This window comes from Cetobacterium sp. (assembly GCF_048470075.1).
Lineage (GTDB): Bacteria > Fusobacteriota > Fusobacteriia > Fusobacteriales > Fusobacteriaceae > Cetobacterium_A.
In genome coordinates, this window is record NZ_DBGBQB010000148.1 from 1 (window position 1) to 7,381 (window position 7,381).

At 30.6% G+C, this 7,381-nt stretch carries 6 protein-coding genes and 1 pseudogene; 5 read left to right on the top strand and 2 right to left on the bottom strand.

Features of this window, described 5'->3' with window-relative positions; genetic code table 11:
* From ACMOUI_RS05205 to ACMOUI_RS05215, 3 genes and pseudogenes are all read left to right on the top strand, one after another.
* A pseudogene (locus tag ACMOUI_RS05205) lies at nt 1-209 on the top strand (urocanate hydratase); the annotation flags it as partial.
* Between the two features lie 32 nt (nt 210-241).
* Nucleotides 242-1,186, top strand: a complete 945-nt coding sequence (hutG, locus tag ACMOUI_RS05210) for a formimidoylglutamase (protein ID WP_418964679.1) — start codon at nt 242-244, stop codon at nt 1,184-1,186.
* 45 nt (nt 1,187-1,231) lie between these two features.
* Nucleotides 1,232-2,026 (top strand): diaminopimelate epimerase, encoded by a 795-nt coding sequence (locus ACMOUI_RS05215; protein WP_418964680.1) that lies wholly within the window; start codon nt 1,232-1,234, stop codon nt 2,024-2,026.
* Between the two features lie 41 nt (nt 2,027-2,067).
* Here ACMOUI_RS05215 and ACMOUI_RS05220 read toward each other — a convergent pair whose 3' ends face one another.
* Complete coding sequence (locus ACMOUI_RS05220; protein WP_418964681.1) at nt 2,068-2,697, bottom strand: HAD family hydrolase; 630 nt, start codon at nt 2,695-2,697, stop codon at nt 2,068-2,070.
* Between the two features lie 154 nt (nt 2,698-2,851).
* Between ACMOUI_RS05220 and ACMOUI_RS05225 the strand changes: the two genes are divergently transcribed.
* Both ACMOUI_RS05225 and ACMOUI_RS05230 read left to right on the top strand, forming a co-directional pair.
* Nucleotides 2,852-3,358 (top strand): GNAT family N-acetyltransferase, encoded by a 507-nt coding sequence (locus ACMOUI_RS05225; RefSeq protein WP_418964682.1) that lies wholly within the window; start codon nt 2,852-2,854, stop codon nt 3,356-3,358.
* A 36-nt stretch (nt 3,359-3,394) separates the two neighbouring features.
* A complete protein-coding gene (locus ACMOUI_RS05230; RefSeq protein ID WP_418964683.1) occupies nt 3,395-4,627 on the top strand; it encodes a M20 family metallo-hydrolase in 1,233 nt (410 codons plus the stop codon).
* A 78-nt stretch (nt 4,628-4,705) separates the two neighbouring features.
* On the opposite strand, the gene fdhF is transcribed toward ACMOUI_RS05230, so the two are convergent.
* A complete protein-coding gene (fdhF, locus tag ACMOUI_RS05235) occupies nt 4,706-7,345 on the bottom strand; it encodes a formate dehydrogenase subunit alpha (protein ID WP_418964684.1) in 2,640 nt (879 codons plus the stop codon).
* Nucleotides 7,346-7,381: the final 36 nt, after the last annotated feature.

The following is a 7,381-nucleotide window of genomic DNA, read 5'->3' on the forward strand; positions in this document are numbered from 1 at the left end:
TGGTTTTAGATGGAAGTAAAAGAGTTGATAACATTTTAATGCAGGCAATGCCATGGGATGTAATGGGAGGAGTAGCAAGAAGAGCTTGGGCAAGAAATCCTCACTCCATTGAAACAGTTATAGAGTTTAATAAAAACAATGTGGGAACAGACCATATAACTTTACCATATATTGTAAATGAAACTTTAATAGAAAAATTAGTAAAATAAATAGATTTAATTAAAAATTAGGAGAAGATATTATGTACTGGAATGGAAGAGTAGATGGAGAAGAGTTAGACGTACTTCGTATTCATCAAGTTGTTAAAGCGATGTCTATTGAAGAGTTGCTTGAAGTTGATTTAAAAGAAAAAAAGGTTTGTTTTGTGAGTTTTAACTCTGATGAAGGAGTTAGAAGAAACTCGGGGAGATTAGGTGCAAAAGATGGATGGATTCATGTAAAAAAAGCTCTATCTGGATTTCCAATTTTTAGAGATGATTTAAAATTTTATGATTTAAAAGAACCCATTGAAGTGATAGGTCATGACTTAGAGTCGGCTCATGCAAAAATGTCTAAAGTGGTTTCAGATTTAAAAAAACGTGAGTTTCTTGTAGTGGTATTAGGTGGAGGTCATGATATAGCTTTTGCCAACTACTGCGGAATTTTAGATTATGCATTAGAAAAAGAGAGTAATCCTAAAATTGGAATTATAAATTTTGATGCTCATTTTGATATGAGGGAGTACGCAAATGGTAGAAATTCAGGTACTATGTTTTTACAAATAGCAGATATATGTGAAGAGAAAAAATTAAATTTTGACTACAATGTCTTTGGTATTCAAAAGTTCTCTAATACGAAAAGACTTTTTGATAGAGCTGATAAACTTGGTGTTAAATACTATTTTGCTGAGGAGATTAGAACTATTCCAAGTGATGATCTTTACTCAATTTTAAAAAGAAATGATTATATACAATTAACATTATGTACTGATGTTTTCCATATAACATCTGCCCCAGGAGTGAGTGCCCCACAAACATTTGGAGTAAATCCAAGAAATGCATTACCTCTTTTAAAAACAATTGCAAGATATTCAAAAAATTTAACGATAGATGTAGCTGAGATTAATCCTACATATGATTACGATGACAGAACTTCTAGGCTGATGGCTAATATAATATACGAATTGATTCTTTGTCATTTTGAGTAAAAATTCGGAAAGTTCCTCTGACATAGTGTATCTTGGAGGTTAAATATGAGTTTAAAACAATTGAGGTTTGTAAAAATCAATCCAGCAGGAAATGTAACAATACTTTATCAAATAGAGGATATTGATAAGAAGGATATTCAAAAAGTTTCTAAGATTTCAATGGATAAGTTAAATTTGTATGCAGAACAAGTGGGCTTTATCAATAAAACTCATCTTGAAATGATGGGTGGTGAGTTTTGTGGAAATGCTTGTCGTTCTTTTGCTTCTTATTTGGCATTTAAAGATACTGAATTTAAAAATGAGAAGGTATATACGATAACTTGTTCAGGAGAAAATGTAAATTTAGACGTAAATGTAAGAGCTTTAGAATCTAAAGAGATGTTTTTAGCGAAAATAAAAATGCCGAAAAACATTTCAATTAAAATACTGAACTTTGATGAAGAAAACAAGGAAAACAAGGTCTGTGAGGTTCATTTTTCTGGAATTACACACTTTATAGTAGAATCCTTAACAGACTATAAAGATGAGAAAATTATTTGTAAAATAAGAGAGTATTGTAAAAAAAAGAATTGTTTTACTTTTGGGATAATGTTTTTAAACTTAGAGACCTTATATATGAGACCATATGTGGAAGTTCAAGATTTTGGAGGAGTTTGGGAAAATAGTTGTGGCTCAGGGACAACAGCAGTTGGGTACTATTTAAAAGAGTACAAGGATATAGATTTTGCAAAAATTATTCAGCCTGGTGGATGGTTGGAGGTTTCTTTCAAAGAAAATGAAGTTTTTATAGATGGACTTGTTAAGATTATAGCTGAGGGGGTTTCCTATATAGATTTATAGCAAAATATTAAGAGAGGAGAAAATCTCCTCTCAAATTTGCGTTATTTTAATAGATTTAAAATATCCTCTGGTTTATCTAAAATAAAGTCAGCTACTATTTTTGAAGCATCAAATGTACCCCAAGAAGCTAAAGCAAATTTCATTCCAGCCATTTTACTAGCCGTTTCATCAGCAATTGTATCACCAACATAGATGATATTTTCTGGAGCTAACTCTAAAAGTTTTGCACCTAAAAGTAATGGGTCAGGATTTGGCTTATGAAGAGTTGTATCTTCAGCTAGCACAGCACAATCAATATATCTGTCAAGACCAGTTGGTAAAAAATCAATCTCATACTGCTTTTTCATTTTAGAACTAGCAATTCCAATTTTAATTCCTTTGTTATGTAGTGTTTTAAAAACCTCATTAAAACCGTCATATAGAATAGCGCCCTCTTCAAATTCATTAACATATTTAACCCACTTATCATAAGAAGTTTCAATATTGTCAAATCCTAACATTTTAATAGTTTGTTTACCTGGATATGCACAATATTTAATAAGATCATCATAGGGAATATCCTTTCCAAGTTCTTCTAGGATTAGTTTTTGCAATGGGATTATATTCATTTTTTGAGTGTTTAAAACTGTTCCATCTAAATCAAAAAGAATACCTTTAATATTAGTTTTCATATGAACTCCTTTATTATTATTGAATATAGGTCTATAATAGCATCTCTTGAAGCATATTTGAATATATTTTTATTAAAAATATATTTATTATTGACATTTAGAGTTCAATGTAATATTATCATAGGAACAAAAATTTTAAGGGAGTGTGGTTTATATGAAACTTGAAATGAGAAAAGCTAATTTAAATGATGGAGAGGATGTATATAAATTTCTTTGTGATTTAGGGGCTGGAGAGAATGGTTTTCGTATGACCCCTCCAAATAATCAAGAGGAATTTAAGGCATTGTTACAGAAATTTACAAATGATTCAAAGGAGATACAACCAATAGAACGAGTACCACAGGAAATCTATTGGATGTATGTGAATAATGAAATAGTAGGAATTTTAAAGTTAAGACCAAAATTAAATGAAGCTCTTCTTATAAATGGGGGGAATATGGGTATTAGTATATCACCAAATTTTAGAGGGAAGGGATATGGTAAATTAATTATAAAAAAGGGTATTGAACTCCTTCAATTAAAAGGAGTTGATAGAGCTCTGATAACAGTATATGAAAATAATACTCCCTCTAGAAAAGCAATTGAAGCAAATGGAGGGATTCTATATGATATTAATGATAATCTTTGTAGGTATTGGATAGAAAATATAGTAAAAAGATAATAGAACAAAATTATAAAAAATCTGGAGGATATAAAATTGAAAATTAATGTTGAACGTGTAATGAGTGACCTAGAAATTCTAAATACATTTAATACTACACCAGAGAATGGATGTACTAGATTTTCATTTACTATTGAAGAAACAAGGGCAAAAGAGTATATAATAGGAGAGATGAAAGCAATAGGAATGGATGTTTGGTTCGATGGTGTTGGTAATTTACATGGACTATTAAAAGGAAGTGGAGAAAATAAAAAAATAGTTATGAGTGGCTCTCACATAGATACTGTTGTAAATGGTGGTAAATATGATGGAAATCTTGGCGTAGTAGGAGCTCTTGAAGTAGCTAGAACACTTTCTAAAAATGAAGTAAAAAGATATCATGACTATCAAGTTTCAATTTTTATCGAAGAGGAGGGTCCACATTTTGGGACTAATCTAATAGGTAGTAAAGCATTTTGTAAACATTTTTCTACAGCTCAGAGTAAGAAATTAAAAGATTCAAATGGAAATACTATGTATGAAATTATGAAAGAAGCTGGATATAACCCAGAGGATATAGATACTATATCTTTTGATCCAAGTAGATATAAAGCTATGATTGAGCTACATATAGAGCAAGGGAGAGTTTTAGATTCAGAAAAAAAATCTATAGGGATAGTAAAAGGGATTGTAGGATTGAAATGGCTTAAGGTAATGATAAAAGGTGAGTCCAATCATGCAGGAGCTACTCCTATGAGATATAGATTAGATCCAGTAGTAGATGGCTGTAAATTGATATCGAATATTCCAAATATTGTAAAATCTATGGATGATGATTCAATTGTAGCCACAGTAGGAAAAATTGAGTTATTTCCTAATCAAACAAATATAATTCCAAAATTTTTAGAGTTTACCATAGATTTAAGAGGAATTAATGAGGAGAATTTATTGACAGTAATAGATATAATTGAGAGTCAATTAGATGAATTAAAGGATAAAGGGTTTTATTGTGAGATTGAGCAAATAGCAGAAGCAAAAGCAGTAAAATCAGATTTAGAAATTTTAGATATAATAGAGGATTCTATAAAATCTAAAGGTTATAGTTTTACAAACTTATATAGTGGTGCAAATCATGATACGAGTATTTTAGGTGAATATATTCCATCAGCTATGCTCTTTGTACCTAGTGTAAATGGAAGAAGTCATTGTAAAGAGGAGTTTACCACGAAAGCTGATATAAAAGTTGGATGTCAAGTTTTGTATGATACTATATGTAAATTAATTAAGTAACATATACTAAAAAACTTTGCAGAAGTATCATGATTAATACTTCTGCAAAGTTAAGTTTAACATCATCTCTTTTAAAGTTTAGATTTTTTGAATATTTACAGCAATAGTTTTAAATTCTGGCATATGAGCTACACTGTCCAGATGGGAAGCATCTGTCAAATAATTCGGTGCACCATCAATGAAATGAAATGGCATAAAAAATATATCCTCTTTAACCTTATCAGTAACATTGGCATATGTTTCAATCTCACCTCTTAGAGATATGACTTTAACTCGGTCTCCATCACTTATACTCAATTTTGTTGCCGTTACTGGATTAATTTCTATAAAACTATGAGGAGATTTTTCATTGAGTCCATCAACCTTACCACTTAAAGTTCTTGTGTGATACTGATATAATACTCTACCTGTTGTTAAAAGGTATGGGTAATTTTGAGTTTTATTTTCACCAGAAACAATATCATCACTTTCAAAAAGAAGTCCTTTTCCTCTTTTTATTCCATTTTTATATAGTATATCTGTTCCTAGATTATTTACAATAGGCCATTGTATTCCCTCATTTTCAATCAATGAATAATTTAGTCCAGAATAATTCTCAATAATTTTACTAATTTCTATGGTTATATCCTCTGGAGTACTATAATTTTGAGGTAGATCCATATACTTAAATAGGTTTAATAGTATTTCATAATCTGGTTTAGAATCTCCTATTGTTTTAATAGCTTTTCGAACTCTTTGTATACGTCTCTCTGTATTTGTAAAGGTTCCATCTTTTTCTGCAAAACTACATGCTGGAAGGACAACATCAGCAAATTCAGTGGTTTCAGTTAAAAATAGATCTTGGACAACTAAAAAATCAACTTTTGATAGTGCAATTTTTACTTGATTCAAATCAGCGTCAGAAAGCATAGGATTTTCACCCATTATATAAAGAGCTTTAATATTTCCATTTTTAGCAGCTTCAATCATAGCTGGACCAAACTTACCAATCTGTCTGTTAAGCTTCACTCCCCAAAAATTTTCAAAATATCTTATATTTTCAATATCATCCACTTTTTTGTTTCCAGGATATTTATTAGGATAAGCTCCCATATCCCCAGCTCCCTGAACATTATTTTGCCCTCTAAGAGGATTTAAGCCGGTATTTTCAATACCAAGATTACCACATAAAAGAGCTAAAGTAGCTATTTCTTGAACTTCATAGGTCCCATTAGTATGCTGAGTTACTCCCATGGTAAAATATGTTGCAGTTGGTCCACTTGCATATAGCCTTGCAACATCTCTTATATTTTCAGTAGATATACCACATATTTCAGCTACATATTCAGGAGTATATTTTTTAGAACTTTCTACAAGTTCATCAAATCTTTCAGTATTTTTTAAAACAAACTCTTTATTATAAAGCTTTTCTGTAATAATAACATTAATCATCCCATTTAAAAGAGCTGAGTTACTTTTTAAATTTATTTGTAAAAAGTAATCTGCTATTTCAGACATATCTATTTTTCTAGGGTCTACAATTACTAATTTAGCCCCTCTTTGTTTTGCTCTTTTTATCATAGTGCCTATAACTGGATGAGTTTCTCTGGCATTTGATCCTAGCATAAATATAGTTTTATTATCTATAATCTCACCTATACTGTTGCTCATAGCTCCAATTCCCAAGCTAAGACCAAGTCCACTCCCAGTTGTAGAGTGACAAAATCTAGCACAGTGATCAATATTATTTGTACCAATTGCCGCTCTCATAAATTTTTGAAACAAATAATTTTCCTCATTTGTACATTTTGCTGATGAAAATCCACCAATAGCGTCAGCTCCAAACTCTTTTTTAATTTCTTTAAATTTATTACTTATAAGGGTATATGCCTCCTCCCAAGTAGCTTCAACTAGAACGCCATCTTTTCTAATTAGAGGAGTTTTTAATCTATTTTTATGGTTTATAAAAGAAAAACCAAATTTTCCCTTAACACATAATAACCCTCTATTGGGAGCTATATCTCTAGGAGTAGCTCCAACAACTTGTCCATTCATTGTTCTAAATTCAATTTGACATCCAACGCCGCAATAGATACATGTTGAATTTGTTTTTTCAGTATCACAAACTCTAAACTTGACTTTAGATTTAGGCATAAGGGCCCCTGTGGGACATTTACTGACGCAGTTACCGCAAGATACACACTTTGTTTGATCAAAAATAGAGTGTCGTCTATTATCAGTAATTCCCATTTTTATAGCATGATTACACTGTAAATTAGCACAAATTTGAAAGCATCGCCCACAGGCAACACACTTATTAGAATCAATATAATAAAATGGATTGCTATCATCAATTGGAAGTAAATTTTCAGTTGCTTTTTTCTTCACTATTTCATATTGAAAACAGTATTTCTGTAATCTACAATCACCAGTTTTAGGACAGATAAGACAATTCTCATGATGATTATCAATATAATCTTGAAGTAAATTTTTTCTAAAATTGATAACATCATCAGTTTCTGTGTTTAGAATTAATCCCTCACTAACCTGTGTTTGACACGCTTTTTTTAAGATTCCATTTATATTTATTGTACAAAGTCCACAAATACCAAAATTTTTATCAAGTCTACTATCATGACAAAAATTAGGAAGTTCAATTCCAACTTTATTTAATGCATCCAATACAGATAGAGTTTCATCAAGTAGGATACTTTCGTTATTAAGAATTACTTTAACCACAGCACTCCTCCCTAAAAATATAGTATAAGAATATAT

Excerpts from the sequence above, each read along its gene's own strand:
- ACMOUI_RS05225 (WP_418964682.1), top strand. The coding sequence starts at position 2,852 with ATGAAACTTGAAATGAGAAAAGCTAATTTAAATGATGGAGAGGATGTA.
- ACMOUI_RS05215 (WP_418964680.1), top strand. The coding sequence starts at position 1,232 with ATGAGTTTAAAACAATTGAGGTTTGTAAAAATCAATCCAGCAGGAAAT.
- hutG (WP_418964679.1), top strand. The coding sequence starts at position 242 with ATGTACTGGAATGGAAGAGTAGATGGAGAAGAGTTAGACGTACTTCGT.
- ACMOUI_RS05220 (WP_418964681.1), bottom strand. The coding sequence starts at position 2,697 with ATGAAAACTAATATTAAAGGTATTCTTTTTGATTTAGATGGAACAGTT.